Origin of the sequence: Fictibacillus phosphorivorans, assembly GCF_001629705.1 — a bacterium.
GTDB classification, from domain to species: Bacteria; Bacillota; Bacilli; order Bacillales; family Fictibacillaceae; genus Fictibacillus; species Fictibacillus phosphorivorans_A.
Genome location: NZ_CP015378.1, coordinates 3538898 through 3555968 on the forward strand (window position 1 = coordinate 3538898; position 17071 = coordinate 3555968).

Consider the following 17071-nt stretch of genomic DNA (forward strand, 5'->3'; position numbering starts at 1 on the left):
ATCAAAATTGGTCGAAGTAAATCCCTCTCTCCCCCTTTTTTGGAAATTTCTATTCCAACAATATTATCGTCAGATAGATTTTGTTATTTAGACATTTTCCTACAAAATCTTCTATAATTTTATAATGTTTTCCATTTTTATGGAAGAGAGTTAGGGCAAAAAATTCTAAAATTTTCTAATTTTATAGGATTTTAGTAGTTATTAAGTTGTTGAATTATCCAATCTTTTTGTAATTACAAGCATATATAACTGAATCACTCCAGCATAAAATGTTAATGCTACTGTGTTAAACGATCGAGATAAAATAGCTTTTACATAAAAATAAACGTAAAGAAAGACAAAAAAAACAGACCCCAAAGATACTTTGGAATCTGCTTTCGATGTTAATAAGATTATATTTTAGCGCTCTCTGATACGAAGCATTTCTTCACTTGTTCAATCACTCGCTGTTGTTGCTCTACTGTCATATTCGATCCAGAAGGCAAGCACACACCATTATAGAATAGATAATCAGAAATACTTTCTTCGCCGTGTGTAAAGTAATTTATTCCATCAAATAACGGTTGAAGATGCAACGGCTTCCACACTGGACGTGCCTCAATATTATGTTCATTTAAATAGTTTATAAGGTCCATCGGCTTAATTGTTGTTTTCTCAGGGTTGATTGTCAGAGCTGTCAGCCATCTTGTAGATCGGCCGAATTCAGCTTCTGGCATCATTTCAATCGCATCAATTTCTGAAAAAGCAATTTTATAACGATCAAAGACTTCTCTTCTCGCGTTCACTCTTTCATCTAATACCTCTAATTGAGCTCTTCCTACACCTGCAAGAATATTACTCATACGATAGTTATAGCCCATTTTGCTGTGTTGATAATGTGGTGCCTGATCTCTTGCTTGTGTCGCAAGGAATCTAGCTCTGCTTAATGCTTCTGTATCATCTGATACAAGCATCCCACCGCCAGATGTCGTAATAATCTTATTTCCGTTAAAAGAAAAGATGCCATACTTTCCTATTGTACCACTCATTTTATCTTTGTAAGTTGCTCCAAGTGATTCAGCAGCGTCTTCTACAATAGGTACGTTGTAACGATTACAGATTTCTTGTATCGGGTCCATATCAGCACTCTGGCCGTATAAGTTAACAACGATTACTGCTTTTGGCAGGGTGTTCGTTTCTTCCGCTTCTTTAAACGCTTTTTCAAGAGCAACAGGAGACATGTTCCAACTCTCACGCTCTGAGTCGATAAATACCGGAATTGCTCCACAATAAAGAATAGGATTCGCACTTGCGATAAACGTCAAAGAAGAGCAAAATACAGTATCACCACTTTTAACGCCTAATAGGTCTAACGCTAGATGAATACCCGCTGTACCTGAACTGATCGCAGCAGCACCTTTGGATCCCACATATTCAGAGATTTCTTTTTCAAATAAATCAACGTTTGGTCCAAGTGGAGCAATCCAGTTGGTTTCAAATGCTTCGTTGATATACTTTTGTTCGTTCCCGCTCATATGGGGAGTAGATAATAAGATTCTATCGTTTGCAGACATTTTTACAACCTGCTTTCTAATAAGTTTACTTATTTGATTTAATGACCTTTGCTGGACATCCTACCGCTACGGTATGATCAGGAATATCATGAATAACAACTGCCCCTGCACCAACCACTGCTCCCTCACCAACCTTAATCGATTGAATGACAGAAGAACCGATGCCTATGTGAGCATTCGATCCAACGAAAACATTACCAGCAAGGTGAACACCTGGAGAAAGGTGGACAAAATGGCTAATCTTACAATCATGATCTACCGATGCAGCGGTATTAATGATGCAATGGTCTCCGATTTCAGCCGAGTGGTTGATAACACTGTTAGCCATCACTACTGTTCCATCACCAATTTTTACTTGACTACCGATTACTGTAGATGGATGAATCGCACATCCGATTTTACAGCTCAATTGACTAAGTTGCGTTGCAATTGTCTCTCTTACGTTATTGTTACCAATCGCAATAATATGTTGATGTTCAGAATATGAAATTTCTTTAATCTTTCCTAAAAGAGGGAGATCCTCTAACTTTGCTTCTGGATGATCATCATAAAATCCTGCAATCTCTTGACCGCTTGCCCTAAGGATATCCAGAACGACTTTTGCATGTCCACCAGCACCAATAATTACAACCATGTGGACCTCCTAATAAGAGATTTTCTTTTGAAGAAGTTGTTCGTTAACTTCTACATTCTTTATAATCTCTGCTACCTTCGAGCTTGTAGTTCCATCTCCATAAACATTATGCATGGTTCTCACTTGTTCAACAAAGTAATGAGAAAGAACCTTCTCCAAGCCTTGAGTGATCGTCTCATCATTCGGGTGAACATCAATCACATTTCCACTTCTTTCACGGCCATTTTGTCTTGAGCCTATATTCAGAACTGGTTTTGAAAAAGAAGCAGCTTCTATAATTCCAGATGATGAGTTTCCTACTAGAGCCATACATTGCTTCAACACTGTCAAGTAGTCGAGATGCTGAAAGTTTGTAACAAAATCAAAACGCGGGTGATTTTGATACTCTTTGTAGATACGTAAGATATGTTCAGTACCCGCATCTGAATTTGGCATGATGCAAACAACTGATTTTCCTGTTTTCTCAACCGCACCTAATACAGCCCTCACCTGTTCTTCTATTCCCTGAATCTCTGTCGTTACGGGATGAAAGACTAAAAGAATAAAGTCTTCTTCTGCTTTAAGAGCATACTCTGCTTTCACTTCATTCCAGCTCTTAAGCTCAGCATTTTGTATTGTTTCAATGCGAGGTGCTCCTACTGGATACACTCTCCACTCATCCTCACCCATTTTCCGAAGTCTTTCCGCACTTTTTTCTGTAGCAGGAAAGTGGATGTGTGAAAACTTTGAGATAGAATGACGCACTGACTCATCAATTGAACCGGACACTTCTCCACCATGAAAATGAGCAATCGGTATGTTAAGGTGAGCTGCAGCAATGCTCGCTGCTAGCATCTCTCCTCTGTCCCCCAAAACAATTAAAAGATCAGGTCTTGCCTGCTCTAATAACTGCGTCATTCCGAGAATCCCAATGCCTATTCCTTTAGACATGTTGGCATCCGAGTCACCTTGAAGAAGCATATCTACTTTTCCTAAAATAGCAAAACCGTCTTTTTCGATCTCGTTTACTGTCATACCGTACTGCGGAGACAGATGCATCCCTGTAACAAGTAAGTTCACTTGAAAGTTAGGATCCTGTTGCAACCGCTGAAGTACCGGGTGATAGATGCCATAATCTGCACGAGTGCCTGTTACGATTGTGATTTTTTCAATACTCATAGAACATCATTCCACGTTAGAACATTATCTTCTTTGATTTCTGTTTTCACTGTTTTACCGATCAATAGTGAAAAGTATTTAGGCGGAATCCCTGTTCCTGGTCGTTTTACAGTTAAGTTCTCTTCTGTTAGAACATCCCCTGGTTTTAAATCTTCCTGCACAACAAGGCTTTTTCGTGCTACTGATTTAGTATCTTCTTCCGAAGGCATGCACCGCTTGATTCCATCACCTAAGCTTTTCTCGACATTACGAATAGCTTGCACTAGCTCAGCAAACTCTTCAGGGTTCATGGATGCTTTATGATCAGGTCCTGGAAGGTCACGATCTAAAGTAAAATGCTTCTCAATCACTTTGGCACCTAGTGTTACAGCTGCAACAGTTACTTCATAGCCTAATGTGTGATCGGAATAGCCTACTATTTTTCCAAAAGCTTGTTCCATCGTATTCATCACGCGAAGGTTAACATCTTCACATGGTGTCGGATAGTTAGACGTACAGTGCAGGATCGCAGTCTCTGTTCCTTTTAAAGCATCAATTGCTTCTTCTACTTCTGTAAGGTTACCCATTCCTGTAGACAAGAGTACAGGTCGATTGTATGTGCTGATTTCTTGTAAAAGTGGCAGGTTTGTCAGGTCTCCTGAACCGATTTTAAAAGCATGCACACCGATCTCGTTAAGAAATTTTGCGCTATCCGGATCGAACGGAGTGGAAAGAAACTCAATTCCAAGCTGTTCGCAATAGTCCTTTAACTCAATATGATCTTCATAAGACAGTTCAAGTTTTTTAAGCATATCTAACTGAGATTCCTCAGAACTCGTATTCTGAGTTTGATACTTTGCTTTTACAGCATACTTAGATACGAGCTTCTTGCTGTTGAACGTTTGAAATTTAACAGCATCTGCACCAATTTCTGCTGCTTTTTTAATCGATTGTTTAGCAAGCTGCATATCACCGTTATGGTTCACACCAATCTCAGCAATGATATAAGCAGGTTCGCCGTGACCAATTTTTTTATCACCTATTTGAAACATATTAAACAGCTCCATCTATTAAAAGTACTTCTGCTAACTTAAAATCTATTTCATCATCAATATCCACGGATGACCTTTTGTCCATCACATATGGAATGACCTTGTCTGTATAAATCGCATTCTCAATCATGAGGTGATGATAATCTGTAAGATAGATTGCTCCATTCAGCTCATACACTTCTGGAAGGTCCTGTCTACGAGTGGCCTTGTGATCAGGAAGTTCCATAAAAGGTATCAAGTAATCCTCCTTTTTTACCCTCATTAGAAATGGATGCGTGTCTGCTAATGAAACACTGACTACAGGACATCCAGCATTCAAATAAAGATCGAGTGCCTCTCTCGCATGTTGTTCTGTCCTAAGAGGAGAGGTGGGTTGTAAGAGAAGGACATGGTCCGTTTCAAAGTCTTCATTTTCTTTTAAGAAATGTATTGTATGCTTTAATACATCTATTGTTGTTGCGGTATCAGATGCTAAATATTCCGGTCGAAGGAAAGGGACTTCTGCACCCCATTGCTTTGCGATTTCTGCGATTTCCTCATCATCTGTAGAGACAATCACTCTTGAGACATCACCAAGATTTAATGCAGCTTCTATGGAATACGCGATCAGCGGCTTTCCATTCAAGGGCAGAACGTTTTTTCTTTTAAGTCCTTTGGATCCACCTCTAGCAGGGATGATAGCTACAATATTCATAAGATCCTCCTAAAAGGTAAGTCCTTGCTCATCAATGAGTTCAAAGATTTCTTGCTTTGAGATCAACGGACTGTTATGAGAAGAATATGCTTTGCGATCTGCCTTTTTGAAACCTGCGGGTGCTTGCCAATCAGCATCCAAATGCGAATAGATCGCATACATGATCTCATTCTCATAAGCTCTTTCAGACTCTTCTAACGTCATCAATTCTTCGTAAACTTTTTCACCTGGACGCACGCCAACTTCTACTATGTCAGAAACGTCGGAAACCTTACGTTTCTCTTTATAGTCGTCGATCAGTGTCTGTGCTAGATCTTCAATCTTCAGAACAGGCATTTTCAGTACGAATACTTCTCCGCCCTTTGCAAGTTCAGCCGCTCGTAATACAAGTCTTGCTGCTTGTGGAATAGACATCATGAAACGTGTCATTTCTCGGTCTGTTAGCGTGACTGGTTTCCCCTCTTCAATCTGCATCTTAAACAATGGAATAACTGAGCCTCTTGAGCCCATAACATTTCCAAATCTCACACACGAGAAGATCGTTCTTGCAGAACCTTTATAGTATTCAGCTGCTAAGATCAGACGCTCTGAAAGAAGTTTAGTAGCACCCATCGTATTCATAGGGTTTACCACTTTATCTGTACTTATAGAAACAACACGCTCTACGTTATTCTCGATTGCTGCTTCGATAATATTTTGTACACCGATCACGTTTGTTTTTACTGCTTCAAAAGGATTGTATTCACAAGAAGGAACATGCTTAAGAGCAGCAGCATGAAAGATAACATCAATATCTTTCGTTGCATAATTCAAACGATTCTTGTCTCTGATATCACCAACGAGGTAACGCACGTTCGTGAAATCTGAGAGCTCATGCTGAAGTGCAAACTGCTTAGATTCATCTCTGCTAAAAATACGCACAACGGCGGGATTTTGAGCAAGTACTTGTCGAACGATCTCGCTCCCTATTGAACCTGTTCCACCAGTAATAAGAACTTTCTTTCCTTCTAACATACAATCACCAATCCTCATGTTTTACTTAATTTTTGTTAAAGAGCTGTGTCTTGTCCACCAGCTTATCCGTTAGATATAAAGCCGCTATCAATGCAATAGGAAGTAGTGTTCGCAGACCAAAGCTTTGAACTTCTGAAATTCCTAATAAATGTCCTCCATAAAAAACAACATAGCCAAATGCTAAAAACTCAACTTTTCTTGATTTCTGATACAATCCATCCGTCATTCCCGCAAGTGCAAAGAAGAACAATGTAACGGCTACGATTAGTACGGCTGTTACAAGAAGAGATTCGGTCATGATGTTATCTCCGAAGAAGATGGTTGGAGCACTTCCGCCTTCTTTTCCATACATACGTTCAAAAATATATCGTTTAATAGAAGTATCGTCAGGTAAGGGTCTGTCTTCAAATTCGATTCGGGTTGTAAGACCAGCACCTTGTGTTACAAAGATTCGTTTTAAGATACTTTCGACGAACGTGAAAGCACTATAAGGGTTCTCACCTGCGTTAAAAAATACCTTTGTAGCAAAATAGTAAACGACGAATACAAATCCAGCTGAAAAAAGATAAACAAATCGCTTACGACTTTTAATGACATATAGAATGAAGAAAATAATGATCAGGAACAATGTGTTCTTGTTAAGAGCTACAGAAGTAAAGATAACAGCCATAAGTGTAAAAACAATCAGCAAAGTGCGATTGTTTACTTTAAAGAAATTCTTCTTACTTAGCATTAAGATTAAGAAAAACGGAATAACCGTATTCGCTACAATCGTAAACGTATAAAAGAAAGGAATGCCACCAGCAACATCAGGACGGCTAAATGAATTTTGCAGCGTCTTCCCTAATACAAGCTGTATGAGTGGAATCTTGTCTGCAAAAGAGATCACATAGATAAAACAAACTGAGAATACGATTACACTGATCCATTTGATGTAGGTGTAATTTTGAAATCCTTCTGAAAGCTTGAAATCTCGTTCTAGAAATATTTGTTTCACTTTGTACTGAACAAATAGACCGGCGATCATCGCTACATATAAAATACTCATATAGATGCTGAACCATTTTATACTGTCCTCATTAGGGACATAATATCGCTCACCACCAAAAGCATAGAAAAGCCCTGCTGGAAGAATCATGAAGGTTACCGTAACATAAAAGGCACCTGAGAAACTTTTAAGCAGGTCTTTTTTATATGCAATATAAACAAATATTAAAAACAACACCCACGGGGCAAAGCTATAAAAAAACATTTCATTTCCTCCAACTGCAGCATTCTGTTTTAGTAATCCTTAACAACATCCATAAACTCCCCATAGTAACGGTAGATCTTTTCTATTTCTGGCTGGTTCTTTTCTGCAAGATCTTGAGGTTGCAGATAAAAAGCTTTAATCTCGATCAAATCTTTAAAGATCTGATGACACGTACCTAAAGCAGATGAATAAAAAGAACCTAATCCTTCTGGTAGATAAGGATTTTTAGAAAGTTCAAATTCAATACACGTTTGAATGGTCGTGACTTTAATATTCAGTTCATTTTTTATCTTGTCCAACTTTTCAGGACTCTCACTTCGATGAGGGATATAAACCATTTCTGTATCTTGTAAATAACGTTTTACTTGTCGCAGATATTCAATGTATCTCTCTTCACTAGCCATTACATTTTTCTCGCTAAGCGGTGCACCCAAAAAGAAAAACACAGGCTTCTTTTCTTGATTCTTACTGATCGAACTAAAGTATTCATAATTGTTTTTGACGATCTCGATGTGATCTGACTTTAGATCGAATGTCGTAAAGAACGCTATATTGGTTATTTCGTTATTTTTTGGTGCTTTTGGGGTTAAAACTTTTTTAAATGCCGATTTAATGATGAATTTGGCCCCTGAATCTTGTGGCAATCTTCCATTTGAGATCATCTCAAACATCCGGATGGTCACGTTGCCATCGTCGAGGAGATAGACTTTCTTATGATTAACAGACACAACAAAATCTCGCATGATGTCTGATCGATAGTCTCCAATAAAAATATAATTTACTTGCTGATATCGTTTTACAACATTACGCGAGCTGAACAGACGAGTAACCCACGTTACTTTTCCCGTTCCGCTTCCGATAACTTGTACATCTGCCCACTCTTCCTTTGATACCATGTTCGCGATCTGTTTCATGGTATTCTCATTCTCAGCCTGCAGGATTAAAAGAACGGCTTCTTCCTTTTTAATAGAAAAATGATGCTTTGCTTCTATTGCATTAATTAACTGTAAGGGCGATTCAATCATAAATATGTTCATAGCTTCTTTCACTCCTGGCTTTCAGCTTGCAACTTTTTGTTCAGATATCTTCTCTCTTGATAAAGGTTAAAAATAAATCGAGTTAACTCTGCCGCTATCGCTGCGACTACAGCGCCCCATACACCAATGATGGGGATTAAGATCAAATTGACTCCAACGTTGACCGTTGCAGCTGAAACACTGCTAATGCCTACGATCTTAGTATTCTTGATATAAAATAATCGGGCTACGACAACAAAATAAAATCCTCTTACAATTTCAGCCGTTAATAAAAAGATAAGTATTCCACTTACACCATTATATTTCGGTGGAAGCAGCCACTCAATAACTAATAACGAAAAGATGATGGCTAGGACCCCAAGTACAATGACTCCTACTTGGAAATATTTCATAATCTTATTTGCTTCATTCTCTTTTCTGTCTTTCATCAATCTCGTATAACGAGGAACGAAAGCGTTATTAACACCTGTATATAGCATTCCCAAAACCATGGCCATCTGAGCCGCTAATGAAAACCTTCCAAGTTCGTCAAGAGAGACAAACTTCTCTAAAATAAACCGACTCGAAGCTGTAATCGCCCATCCACTTATAACATGTGGCAATAATGGAATGCTGAAGGCCAAGCTCTGTTTAATATATTGCTTTTTGAAGGACAGACGGACACTCTTGTAAAGAACACCAACGTATCCTAATCCAGTTCCGATTCCTGCTATGATGAACGAAAATAAAGCTGCTTCCGGCCCTTTATTCATAAAGATCACCGCAATACTAGTAACAGCCATAACAATGACGCTTTTAATAATATTAATCACAACGAACGACTTTGCTCTCTCTTGCGCACGTAAGATCGCCATTGGAACTAGAGATAAAGAAGACGATAATGCAAAATATATTAAAATATCATAGTAAGGATCTATCGGAATATTTTTGAATAGTAATGGTCCAACGATTGGCTTTAATAATAGAAGTAAAGCAGAAATTAAACCTGCGAATACCACTGTAAACATTACTACAGATCCCAGATATTCTTTTTGTTCTTTACTGTTTTCTTTGTAATCGTAATACAGTCTAGTAATGGCTCCGTGTAGTGAAAGAATCATTAGAAGCTGCAGGATCCAAACATATGATTGGACGGTTGTGAAAATTCCATATTCCCCTGGAGTAAAATATTTCGTGAAAACAGGTAAAAGGATGATACCTGTTAGTGGAGGTAACATCGTTGCAAACGTATACCAGAATGAGTTCACGAAAAATTTATTCGTAAGAAGTTTTTTTATCTTCGGTGAGTATTTCATGTATCGCTTTCCTCGCAATTTTGTTTCGTCTTTTCTTTCGACATGTTTTTTTCAAAATCATCATAATCATACCACTGTATATCTTCATTTTAAACTAACTATATCCCATCAATACTTCTTCGTAGAAAGTTTGATTATAGGTCCTAAATGAAAAATGTTATATAAATATAAAATTATTCCAATACATCTCTAAAATTTAGTATTTTATGTTATAATTTCACTAATATTGTAATGAATTGGGAGATGAATTATGTTATTGGGGTTAAAGGCATCAAGTGAGTCTAATAAGACATTTAAAAGATTTAAAAAATCTATAGAAACAATTAATAAATTAGAATCATCTTATCAAAAACTGAGTGATTTAGAGTTAAAAGAAAAAACACTCCTGTTTAAGGAAGCTCTATCTAATGGCAAGTCTATCGATGACATTTCTGAAGAAGCTTTCGCAACGGTTCGAGAAGCGGCTTTTCGTGTGCTTGGTCTTCGTGCATATGATGTTCAGCTCATAGGTGGTCTAGCTTTATTAAATAATGAAATTGCAGAAATGCAAACGGGAGAAGGTAAAACACTAGTAGCAGCTTTTCCAAGTTACGTAAAAGCTTTAGAAGGAAAAGGTTCACATGTTATTACCGTGAATGAATACTTAGCCAATCGAGACTATGAAACAATAGGAAAAATTCATGAGTTTTTAGGATTAACGGTAGGTTTAAATATTTCGCAAATGGAGCCTGTTGAAAAACAGCAGGCATATTTGTGTGATCTTACATATGGAACCGGAAGTGAATTTGGTTTTGATTATCTGCGAGATAATATGGTGCAGGATATCTCTCAACGCGTCCAACGTCCTCTGCATTTTGCTCTTATTGATGAAGTAGATAGCATTTTGATCGATGAAGCGAAAACACCGCTTGTTATCGCAAGTAAATCAAGTGAATCGGCTAATTTGTTTAAAGTAACAGCTCTTGTTGTAGAAAGTTTTCAAAATGATGTTGATTACAACTTAGAAGTAAATACAAAGCAAGTCTTCCTTACAGATGAGGGAGTAAACAAGATCGAGCGTGCTTTCGGAATCAATAATTTGTATGATGCAGAACATCAGCTTCTTAACCACTTTGTCAATCAGTCGCTTAAAGCACTAGTAATCATGCGTAAAGATATCGATTATATCATTCGAGAAGGCAAAATTATGCTTGTAGACCAATTTACGGGTAGAGTGATGGACGGTCGTAGCTATAGCAATGGACTTCACCAAGCGATCGAAGCAAAAGAAGGCGTTGAAATCACAGAAGAGAATCAAACATTTGCGACGATCACTATTCAAAATTACTTCCAACTATATAGGTCGCTGTCTGGTTTAACTGGAACAGCGCTTACGGATAAAGATGAATTTCTTCAAACATACGGTCTTGCTGTATCTGTCATCCCTACTAATCGTGATAGACAGCGAATTGACTTAGAAGACGTTGTCTATGAAACATCAGAACAGAAATATAAAAAAATCATTGATACCGTGAAAGAACTATACAAAGAGAAACGACCAGTATTAATCGGTACCACTTCCATCGAACAGTCAGAAAAGCTTGCTGAAGGTCTTAAGAAGGCTAAAATTCCTCATCAGCTACTTAATGCTAAGAGTGAAGAATTAGAAGCAGAAATGATCTCAAAAGCTGGAAAACAAGGCATGATTACCATTGCTACTAATATGGCAGGACGCGGGACAGATATCATGCTAGATGAAAAAGTAAAACAAGCTGGCGGCCTTTTTATTCTTGGAACAGAGCGTCATGAAAGCCGCAGGATTGATAACCAATTAAGAGGGCGTGCAGGCCGTCAAGGTGATCCTGGAACAACTCAATTTGTCATCTCGCTTGAAGACGAATTGTTCAACCTATACGATCAAGAGCTTATCGAGAATTGGAAGAAAAAAGTGAAAACAGATGAAAGCGGCCGTGTCTTATCAACAAAAGCCATTAAATACATTTCAAATGTACAGGAAGCGATTGAGAGTATCCATTATTCGTCTCGTTCACATATGTTGAAGCTAGAAAGCGTTATTGAAAATCAGAGAGACACGATCTATAAGCTCAGAAATGAACTTCTAGAAACAGATAACATTCGCGATCGAGCAGAAGAAACCATGCGCTCAACAGGGTTGATGATTATCGAGCAAGAATGTCAGGAAGAATTGGTTGCTGAAGAATGGGATCTTGCTCAACTTGTTAAGCAATTATCAGAAATTCTTCCCTTCGAATCTTTTAGTATGGAAGATATAAAAGGAAAAGAACGCTATGAGATCGAAGCTGAATTCCTTCTGAAAGTAAAACATGCATTTCAACAGGAAGAACTGCTTCAACTCTGTCAGAGTGAACAGGTTCGTGGCGTTTATTTGCAGACGCTGGACCAGAATTGGATCCGACACCTTGAAAATATGCAAAACTTAAAAGAAGGTATTAACCTTCACAGTTATGGTCAAGAAGATCCGACTCGTGCATTTGAGAAAAATGGCTTTGCTCTCTTTCAGGAAATGACTTTTGATTTAAACAAAGAAATTTTGAATCGAATAAAACTATTGCTGCAGATGGAATTTAATCAGAATATAACCGATCAAGCATTAAGCACCATGGAGGTTTAGTATGTGGTCATTATTAAAAAGAAAAAAAGAAGCCGATTCTTCTTCTAAAGAAATCAACAATCCTCTACACGAAGCAGTTATAGAAGAAAGAGCAGGCAAAACCGAATTATTTGTTCATCCTGCCGTTGTGGTTAGCCCACAAGAAAAATATGTTTTTCAATATTACCACCAACTGTTGCCTGATTTACAGCCCAATCAGATCTCAATTAATGGGTATGACCTCATCGTTTTTAATGAATCTGCAATAATTGAAGGTTTTATTCGAAATACACTGCCTTCAAAGATTCGCTTTGAAGAAGTGATTCTGTTAGTAATGGATTCATCTGATCAAATTCTTGCTCGTAAAGTATTTGATTTTAATATGTTGGGAGAATTGCCTCCCTCTTCTTCCATACCATGGAAATTTTTATTTGAACCCGAAGATTTCCAGGTCCCATTATCAGAATGGAATTTATCAGACTGGAAACTTGCATTTGAGCTGCAAAAACAGCGTCCAACTTCCGAAACACTTGAACTTGAAGCTGCTTGGGAAGAACGCTTGAGTGCAGACGAAAAAGAAAATTTAAAAAAGTTAATTTCGTCACTGACACCTTTAAAGAACGAAGAAGTAAATCTTTTTGGATTAAAAGCAGAGAAAGCCATGGAAAACAGCATTGCTGTTACTCTTTTGGTTCGTAATGGAACAAGTAAAAAAATCGAGTTATCTCAACTGCCTTTGCAGTTGACTAGTGCTGATGGCATTTGCTTAGCTTCAGGCGTTTTTCAATTAGAAGCTTTCTCAGTAAACCCATTCTGCAGTAAACCATGGACTTTTATTTTTCCTGAAAGCCTGGTTCAGCATATGCCGGAAGACTTTAGTGGATGGAAAGTACTTGTTCCTTCATCAAATTAAAAAACAAAAGGCCAAAGTTGATGCTTTGGTCTTTTGTTTTTTTTGTATACTTTGTTGTTCTTACAAGTGGTTATTGCTGTTACTGATAAAAAATGCGTTACAAAAAACGGTGTGCAATTGTGCACACCGCTCTTCATTCTTAAATATCCTTAATTTTCTTTTCTAATTTCGCTTTAAGCTCTTTATGTTTTATTCCGTTTGCTTTAACAACCGCTTGATCCACGTATTTCATTTTTTCACTTTCTACCTGGTTTTGTTTTGCTTCATCTAACAAAGCTAATCCTTCCACATAGAAAATGGCATCTCTATTAAATTGCATAGCAGGATATACATACGTAACTTTCATATCTTTCTGTACATAACTAAATGGGATTTCAGTAAAAATACCAGATTGTTTGTCGATCGTTTCTTCAAGTTCTTTTTGTGATTTTACAGCCGCTTTAATATCAAAAGGCTCTTTTACATGAACCGCTTCTGCTTCTTGTTGAGCAGTCAACAAAATCTTACCAGCGCGAACTGCTTTATTAAACGTATTAGCTGTCTCGATCTCTTGTTCAACTGATTTTAGTTGTCTTTTTAATCTCGTTTTACGCTCTCCTTTTTCCAGTTCGTTTACCATGCCAATCGCATGCGCGTACTCGGTTCTCGCTTTATCATATGGAGCATCAATTCCATTCAGATAAATGTTCTTGTCTTTATATGCTGCTCTTAATTTAACAGAAGCCTCTCGTGCTTTTTCAACTGTATTCTCTGTTACTACTTTGTCATCATGCGATGCATCATAATAAGGGTTCTTTATTAAAAATGTCGCTGCAATTGCAATGATACTAAATACAATCCATTTCCATTTTGTTTTCATATTCATTCCCTTTCATCTCAGAACGTTCATCTATCATATTACCACTCGCTATTCACAATATTCAACAAGGACCGCGCTTTCTATACATGTTGTTTACATTTAAATAAGAAACAATATTTGCTTCTATTTAAAATCAGAATATGAATGAATGAGCGACAAAAAAACAAGTGCCCCAAAAGAACAGCTAAAAGTGTCTTTTGGAGCAGCTAGTTACCTTATTAATTTGTAATGTTATATACCATCACACCATAATGGTCGTATGCTTTGGATGACTTTGCATCTTTTACATGTACACTAAATTTGTATGATCCTGATTTAGCGGGTAGCCATCTTAATGTTTTCTCTGTTGAATATTCTTTTAGAACGGACCACTCTTTACCATCATATACATTAAACTTGTATAAAAGTGACTCTCCGCCAGTTGCATTTGCTGTTACATGAATGGCTGTATGAATGCGCTGTGGTGAAGCAATATCTGCTTTAACACTCTGAACGACCACTTGACCTTGCGTAACCTTGTAATCGATTACTTTGTACACATCGTAAGACTTGCTAGAAGTTTGGTCTTTTACATGTACGTTAATTTTGTAATTTCCTGCCACAGCAGGTTTCCAATTGTACGTGTTGTTTGAAGTGTAATCTTGCATTCTTACAAATGCACCACCATCTTTTGATACCCAAAACTTGTACAATTTAGTGGTACCACCTTTTGCATTTGCTGTTACCTTAATCGAAGTATTAGCTGCTTGAGGGGACACTTTATCTGTTACTACACTGTCAATCGTAATTGGAGTACCAAACTGACCTGACGTTGATGCTGTAATCTTATAATCGAATGCTTTGTATGAATCATAGCTTTTTGAAGATGACTGATCTTTTACATGTACGCTGACTTTATAAGTTCCTGCTGCAGTTGGCTTCCATGCGTGAGTGTTCTTTGTGCTGTAATCTTGACTCACTTTCCACGTTTTACCGTCATATATGTTGAACTTATACAGTTTTGTATCACCGCCTGTAGCATTTGCTGAAATATTGATCAAAGTGTTTGCTAGTTGCGGACTTACTTTATCTGTTGAAACACTTTGCATCACAACAGGTTGGGCTGCTTTAGCTGAAATCTTATAATCGAGAGTTCCATAATCATCATAGCTTTTTGATGACCCAGCATCCTTAACATGAACACTAAACTTATAATCCCCCGAAACAGAAGGTGTCCAGTTGAAAGTGTTCGAAGGTGAATATTCCTGAGCAACTGTCCATACACCGTCTTTTAAAAGATTGAACTTATATAGTTTTTCTTTTCCGCCATCGGCATTTGCAGTCACTTTAATAGGTGTTCCTGCTAATTGAGGTGATGGTTTATCTGGTGTAACACTCTTCATATCTACATTAGAAAGAATGCTATAACTTAAAGCACCATAAGTATCGTAATTTTTTGCAGAGTACTTATCTTTTACATGAACGCTGAATTTGTAGTTTCCACCTTCTTTTGGAACCCAAGTGTACGTGTTCTTTGTGGAATAATCTTGTAGCATCTTCCACACAGTTCCTTCTTGAACATAAAAACGGTAAACCTTATCATATCCACCTGTTGCATCAGCAGAAAGCGTAATTGCTGTATTAGCTGCTTGAGGGCTTGAGATATTAGCTGATACTGCGCCCATGCTCACAGCTGGATAGTTGTAGCTTTCTTTTACAATTGTCGTGTTCGGATAATAGTAAGATAGAATATCCTGGTAAGATATACCTTCGTTACCCATTACGTATGCGCCCCATTGACTCATACCGATACCATGGCCAAATCCTCCACCGTTCACAGTAAATTTATCAGCATCAGCCGTTACAGATTTAACGTAAGGACTTTTCATTGTATAAGTGCCAACGAGACTTCGGATATCATTACTTCGATCTTCATAACGAATACTATGCTTTAAGAGCTTACCCGTTGAATCCTTAATAAACTGATTGGTATCTGTTTTCTTTCTGTAATACTCAATGTCAATATAGCCAGTTAATAAATCCTCAGCTGTAAAAGAAGTTTTAAAGTTAATTCCTGTTACATTTATGATGCGAATGTCGGAGTTTGATGCAATCTGTGTCCCAATAAGTGCTGCTTTTAAATTCTTTATGAATGTAGCATCAGCTTCAGCAGCTGAATTCCACCAAAATTCTGGTTTGGATAGATCTCTGCCAAGCATGCTGATTTGCTGCTTCTTAATACTGTACGACCAGTTTGTATTTTTACCGCTCTGTACGTCATATGGATCTTGCTTTTTTGTAAAGTATGCATAAAGTGGTGTTCCATATGTATTAGTGTTTGACAGCATCATACCGCCATTGCTCGAATAGTAGAGTGTTTCTGCAAATCTACCATTATATTTAAGCACTTCACCAGTTGTTTCATTAACAGCACGGTTTGAATTGTCGTACCATGTATAACCACCGTACACCTGGTTAGCTTGTGTATCAACTAATACCTTTCCTGCGTTGCGCATGGCATATGTTCTTGCTGCTAAAGTTCCAGCTTTTAACGTATTTACATTCCACGTGCCATGCATCTCTCTAGGTGTTACACCTTTAACGTAATCCTCCATTAAAAGCGTATTAATAGGCCGTACATATTTACCGTTTTCTACTACAAACGTAAAGACACCCGTATATTTCGTGTTTTCAATTGTTGCGTAATGTTCCGTTCCATACTTTTCAGGATGCATGGAAAAAGTGGAACCGTAAGATTTAACGAGCGTTGTTCCTTTATACAGATTCAACACACCAGACTCTGCTTTAATAGCATAGCCTGTACCAGAAATAATTCTACGATCACTATCCACTATGTATTTACCAGTTACTCCAAGTGAAATACTAGTTTTGTTCCCCACATAGTCTTGATTTTGAAGCTTAACATTAACAACCTCATTATGTACTTCTGCTGATACATTTGGTGCAAAATTCGGTGATATCAACAGCCCCATAAGTACAAAGAAAAATACTACAAATTTCTTCATTTCCGCCCCTCTTTC

The 17071-nt window shown here is 37.6% G+C and carries 13 protein-coding genes; 2 read left to right on the forward strand and 11 right to left on the reverse strand.

The features are described from left to right. Nucleotides 1–392 precede the first annotated feature (392 nt). Genes ABE65_RS18175 through ABE65_RS18215 form a run of 9 tightly spaced genes read right to left on the reverse strand, consistent with a single transcriptional unit; the run spans nucleotide 393 to nucleotide 9668 of the window. Nucleotides 393–1553: a DegT/DnrJ/EryC1/StrS family aminotransferase gene (locus tag ABE65_RS18175; protein WP_066398072.1), complete on the reverse strand. Its 1161-nt coding sequence runs from the start codon at nucleotides 1551–1553 to the stop codon at nucleotides 393–395. A gap of 25 nt (nucleotides 1554–1578) precedes the next feature. Further along, nucleotides 1579–2187 carry an acetyltransferase gene (locus tag ABE65_RS18180; protein ID WP_066398074.1) on the reverse strand — a complete coding sequence of 203 codons (609 nt, stop codon included), beginning with the start codon at nucleotides 2185–2187 and terminating at the stop codon, nucleotides 1579–1581. Nucleotides 2188–2196: 9 nt separating this feature from the next. Then, on the reverse strand, nucleotides 2197–3345 hold the full coding sequence (neuC, locus tag ABE65_RS18185; RefSeq protein WP_066398076.1) for a UDP-N-acetylglucosamine 2-epimerase: 1149 nt from the start codon (nucleotides 3343–3345) through the stop codon (nucleotides 2197–2199). Next, nucleotides 3342–4376 carry an N-acetylneuraminate synthase gene (gene neuB / locus ABE65_RS18190; RefSeq protein WP_066398080.1) on the reverse strand — a complete coding sequence of 345 codons (1035 nt, stop codon included), beginning with the start codon at nucleotides 4374–4376 and terminating at the stop codon, nucleotides 3342–3344. The genes neuC and neuB overlap by 4 nt, the downstream gene beginning before the upstream one ends. A 1-nt stretch (nucleotide 4377) precedes the next feature. Further along, nucleotides 4378–5070, reverse strand: a complete 693-nt coding sequence (locus ABE65_RS18195; RefSeq protein ID WP_066398082.1) for an acylneuraminate cytidylyltransferase family protein — start codon at nucleotides 5068–5070, stop codon at nucleotides 4378–4380. A gap of 9 nt (nucleotides 5071–5079) precedes the next feature. Next, nucleotides 5080–6084 carry a UDP-N-acetylglucosamine 4,6-dehydratase family protein gene (locus ABE65_RS18200; protein WP_066398084.1) on the reverse strand — a complete coding sequence of 335 codons (1005 nt, stop codon included), beginning with the start codon at nucleotides 6082–6084 and terminating at the stop codon, nucleotides 5080–5082. Between the two features lie 25 nt (nucleotides 6085–6109). Beyond that, the gene (locus tag ABE65_RS18205; RefSeq protein ID WP_066398086.1) at nucleotides 6110–7336 is read right to left on the reverse strand and encodes a hypothetical protein; all 1227 of its coding nucleotides are present in this window, start codon (nucleotides 7334–7336) and stop codon (nucleotides 6110–6112) included. Nucleotides 7337–7365: 29 nt separating this feature from the next. Then, a complete protein-coding gene (locus tag ABE65_RS18210; protein WP_066398089.1) occupies nucleotides 7366–8373 on the reverse strand; it encodes a polysialyltransferase family glycosyltransferase in 1008 nt (335 codons plus the stop codon). Nucleotides 8374–8381: 8 nt separating this feature from the next. Then, on the reverse strand, nucleotides 8382–9668 hold the full coding sequence (locus ABE65_RS18215) for a lipopolysaccharide biosynthesis protein (protein ID WP_066398090.1): 1287 nt from the start codon (nucleotides 9666–9668) through the stop codon (nucleotides 8382–8384). Nucleotides 9669–9918: 250 nt separating this feature from the next. Between ABE65_RS18215 and secA2 the strand changes: the two genes are divergently transcribed. Both secA2 and ABE65_RS18225 read left to right on the forward strand, forming a co-directional pair. After that, nucleotides 9919–12300, forward strand: coding sequence for an accessory Sec system translocase SecA2 (gene secA2 / locus ABE65_RS18220; RefSeq protein ID WP_066398091.1), 2382 nt, complete (start codon nucleotides 9919–9921; stop codon nucleotides 12298–12300). Between the two features lies 1 nt (nucleotide 12301). Beyond that, nucleotides 12302–13192, forward strand: a complete 891-nt coding sequence (locus ABE65_RS18225) for an accessory Sec system S-layer assembly protein (protein ID WP_066398092.1) — start codon at nucleotides 12302–12304, stop codon at nucleotides 13190–13192. 139 nt (nucleotides 13193–13331) lie between these two features. Here the strand turns inward: ABE65_RS18225 and ABE65_RS18230 are convergent, their stop codons facing one another. Together ABE65_RS18230 and ABE65_RS18235 are read right to left on the reverse strand one after the other, a co-directional pair. After that, the gene (locus ABE65_RS18230) at nucleotides 13332–14051 is read right to left on the reverse strand and encodes a hypothetical protein (protein ID WP_066398099.1); all 720 of its coding nucleotides are present in this window, start codon (nucleotides 14049–14051) and stop codon (nucleotides 13332–13334) included. 218 nt (nucleotides 14052–14269) lie between these two features. Then, nucleotides 14270–17056, reverse strand: coding sequence for a SpoIID/LytB domain-containing protein (locus ABE65_RS18235; protein ID WP_066398101.1), 2787 nt, complete (start codon nucleotides 17054–17056; stop codon nucleotides 14270–14272). Nucleotides 17057–17071: the final 15 nt, after the last annotated feature.

Excerpts from the sequence above, each read along its gene's own strand:
- ABE65_RS18210 (WP_066398089.1), bottom strand. The coding sequence starts at position 8,373 with ATGAACATATTTATGATTGAATCGCCCTTACAGTTAATTAATGCAATA.
- ABE65_RS18205 (WP_066398086.1), bottom strand. The coding sequence starts at position 7,336 with ATGTTTTTTTATAGCTTTGCCCCGTGGGTGTTGTTTTTAATATTTGTT.
- neuC (WP_066398076.1), bottom strand. The coding sequence starts at position 3,345 with ATGAGTATTGAAAAAATCACAATCGTAACAGGCACTCGTGCAGATTAT.
- ABE65_RS18225 (WP_066398092.1), top strand. The coding sequence starts at position 12,302 with ATGTGGTCATTATTAAAAAGAAAAAAAGAAGCCGATTCTTCTTCTAAA.
- ABE65_RS18195 (WP_066398082.1), bottom strand. The coding sequence starts at position 5,070 with ATGAATATTGTAGCTATCATCCCTGCTAGAGGTGGATCCAAAGGACTT.
- ABE65_RS18200 (WP_066398084.1), bottom strand. The coding sequence starts at position 6,084 with ATGTTAGAAGGAAAGAAAGTTCTTATTACTGGTGGAACAGGTTCAATA.
- ABE65_RS18230 (WP_066398099.1), bottom strand. The coding sequence starts at position 14,051 with ATGAAAACAAAATGGAAATGGATTGTATTTAGTATCATTGCAATTGCA.
- ABE65_RS18235 (WP_066398101.1), bottom strand. The coding sequence starts at position 17,056 with ATGAAGAAATTTGTAGTATTTTTCTTTGTACTTATGGGGCTGTTGATA.
- neuB (WP_066398080.1), bottom strand. The coding sequence starts at position 4,376 with ATGTTTCAAATAGGTGATAAAAAAATTGGTCACGGCGAACCTGCTTAT.
- secA2 (WP_066398091.1), top strand. The coding sequence starts at position 9,919 with ATGTTATTGGGGTTAAAGGCATCAAGTGAGTCTAATAAGACATTTAAA.
- ABE65_RS18175 (WP_066398072.1), bottom strand. The coding sequence starts at position 1,553 with ATGTCTGCAAACGATAGAATCTTATTATCTACTCCCCATATGAGCGGG.
- ABE65_RS18180 (WP_066398074.1), bottom strand. The coding sequence starts at position 2,187 with ATGGTTGTAATTATTGGTGCTGGTGGACATGCAAAAGTCGTTCTGGAT.
- ABE65_RS18215 (WP_066398090.1), bottom strand. The coding sequence starts at position 9,668 with ATGAAATACTCACCGAAGATAAAAAAACTTCTTACGAATAAATTTTTC.